The sequence below is a fragment of the Actinosynnema sp. genome, from assembly GCF_052038725.1.
Genome location: NZ_JBQGCX010001247.1, coordinates 1 through 2,199, shown reverse-complemented (window position 1 = coordinate 2,199; position 2,199 = coordinate 1). Strand labels below are relative to the sequence as shown.

Sequence of the window (2,199 nt, the reverse complement as noted above, 5' to 3'; positions counted from 1 at the left end):
GGGGGCGGGGGGGGGTGGAGCGCGGTGGGTCGCGCGCGCGGCCGGCGGCGCCGGGCGCGTCAGACCTGTGTGGTCGCGGCGTCCTTGGTGAACGGGGTGATCTCGTCGGCGCGGCCCGACACGACCTTCGCCACCCACTCCGGGTCGGCGAGCAGGGCGCGTCCCACGGCGATCAGGTCGAACTCGTCGCGCTCCAGGCTGTCGAGCAGGGCGTCGACGTCGGTGCGCGCGGCGGACGGGTCGCCGCCGAAGAACTTCGACACGTCGGCGTCCAGGCCGACCGAGCCGACGCTGATGGTGGCCTTGCCGGTCAGCTTCTTGATCCAGCCCGCGAGGTTCAGGTCGCCCTCGCCGTCGAACTCGGGGTCCCAGTAGCGGCGGGTGGAGGCGTGGAAGACGTCGACGCCCGCGGCGACGAGCGGGGCGAGGATCGCCTCCAGCTCCTGCGGGGTGTCGGCGATGCGGGCGGCGTAGTCGCCCATCTTCCACTGGGACATGCGCAGGATCAGCGGGAAGTCCGGGGACACCGCGGCGCGCACGGCGGCGACGACCTCGGCCGCGAAGCGGGTGCGGGCCACCGGGTCGCCGCCGTAGGCGTCGGTGCGGCGGTTCGTGCCCGCCCACAGGAACTGGTCGATCAGGTAGCCGTGGGCGCCGTGCAGCTCGATGCCGTCGAAGCCGATGCGCTCGGCGTCCGCCGCGGCGGTCGCGAAGGCGGCGACGACGTCGTCGATGTCCCGCTGGGTCATGGTGTCGCCGTCGGCGGTGCCGCCGATGCCGACGCCGGACGGGCCGATCGACGGGGCGTCGGGGTTCGGCGGGGCGCCCGCCGGGCGCGCCATGCCGACGTGCCACAGCTGCGGGACGATCGTGCCGCCCGCCGCGTGGACCTGCTCGACGACGTTCGCCCAGCCCGCGAGCTGCGCCTCGCCGTGGAAGCGCGGGATGCGGTCGCTCAGGCCCGCCGAGCGGTGGTTGACGTAGGTGCCCTCGGTGACGATCAGGCCGACGCCGCCCGCGGCGCGCCGCGCGTAGTAGGAGGCCACGTCGGCGCCGGGGGTGCCGTCGGGCGAGAAGGCGCGGGTCATGGGGGCCATCGCCACCCGGCCGGGCACGGTCAGCGAGCCGACGGTGAAGGGGCGGGACAGCAGGGTTGCCGCGCGCTCTGCGCTGCTGGTGGACACGAGGGCTCCTAGTGCCGGTTGTTCGGGTGCTGGAGCCAACGCTAAAACCTGACGTTGACGTCAGAGGCAAGCTTTGTGACCGGGATCGCCGACGGCTTCCCGCAGCCGGTCCCGGAACCAGGCCGGGGTGTGCTCGGGGCCGCGGGGGAACTCCTCCCGGTCCTCCCGGTAGTCGCGGGCGGTCGGGGGTTCGCGGAACTCGGGTTCGGCGGTCCACTCGTAGTGGACGTCGAAGCGGTCCGGGCGCTCCAGGGTGTAGCGGGCGGTGAACCACGTCCCCCGGTCGGGTTCGCGCGCGCCCGCGCGCAGGTCCTGGAACCGGTGCCAGACCCGCTGGGGCGGGGTCCAGGCGCGCAGGGCGCCGTCCTCGCTGATCAGGCCGACGCTGATCTCGATGTGGCCGCCGAGCTGGCGGTGCTCCAGCACTATCCGCTGCCAGTCGGACGGGGCGGATTCGAGCAGGGTCACGGCTATCACGGCCAGGAGTTCGCGCTGCTCGTCCTGGGTCAGTCGCGGCCAGTCGTTCACGCATCACTCCTGCGGGGGTCGGGTCCACCAACCGGGTCACCCTACTGAGCTAAGCGCTGGATACCGGGTGGTGTGGTGGACCGGACAGGAGTTCACGGGGGCGTGAATTGCCGGGTGTGAACGCCGACAGCGCGGTGGAGCACCGGGATCGGTGTCCTCCGCGCGGATCATCGGTGACGTCGTTCGGGGGTTTTCACCCGGTTCGTGGTTTTCCGGGGTGACGGGCGGCGCTGCCCGGTCCCGTTCCGCCGGGGTCAGCGGGCGGGGAGCACCACGACCGGGGCGGGTGCGCGGCGGACGCAGTGCGCGCTGGTCGTGCCCAGCAGCGCCCGGCCGAACGCCGAGCGGCGCAGTCCGCGACCGGTGTGCGCGGCCACGACCAGCATCGCCGCGCCCGCGGCCTCCGACTCCAGCACCTCGGCCGCCGGTCCGCGCACCGCGCGCCGCACCACGGCGGGCGGCTGGGGCCGGTCGGCGGCGCCGCGCA

The 2,199-nt window shown here is 74.2% G+C and carries 3 protein-coding genes; all 3 read right to left on the bottom strand.

Features of this window, described 5'->3' with window-relative positions; all coding sequences use genetic code 11:
* Positions 1-59 precede the first annotated feature (59 nt).
* Entirely contained in the window at positions 60-1,184 is a 1,125-nt protein-coding gene (locus tag ACTUAL_RS26320; protein ID WP_440902127.1) for an NADH:flavin oxidoreductase, read from the bottom strand.
* A gap of 60 nt (positions 1,185-1,244) precedes the next feature.
* A complete protein-coding gene (locus ACTUAL_RS26315; RefSeq protein WP_096493547.1) occupies positions 1,245-1,712 on the bottom strand; it encodes a hypothetical protein in 468 nt (155 codons plus the stop codon).
* Between the two features lie 254 nt (positions 1,713-1,966).
* Positions 1,967-2,199: universal stress protein (locus ACTUAL_RS26310; protein WP_440902126.1), on the bottom strand; the 233-nt coding region annotated here is incomplete at its 5' end.